The sequence below is a fragment of the Algoriphagus sp. A40 genome (assembly GCF_002002735.1).
GTDB lineage: Bacteria > Bacteroidota > Bacteroidia > Cytophagales > Cyclobacteriaceae > Algoriphagus.
On record NZ_MUNY01000003.1, the window covers coordinates 1 to 255 of the forward strand.

1 protein-coding gene is annotated in these 255 nt (G+C 61.2%); it reads right to left on the bottom strand.

The annotated features are described in order from the left end of the window. Positions 1–255: hypothetical protein (locus tag B0E43_RS23255; protein WP_139352609.1), on the bottom strand; the 255-nt coding region annotated here is incomplete at both ends.

The window sequence follows — 255 nt, forward strand, 5'->3', positions numbered from 1 at the left end:
GGTCTCGGTATCGGTATTCGAGGTCACCCCGTTGCCGCTCGCGCTGGCCACGTTGGTCACACTGCCGTTGTTCAGATCCGTCTGGGTAATCGTATAGCTGCCTGTCGCAGTCACGCTGCCGCCCGGTACCAATGGACCGTTCACCGCCGCAATGCCCGCAATCTTGTCGTCTGTCACACTGAATGGTCCGGCCAGGGTCACGTTGCCGCTGTTGGTGATCACGTAGCGGTATGCCACCACGTCACCTACCGCAGC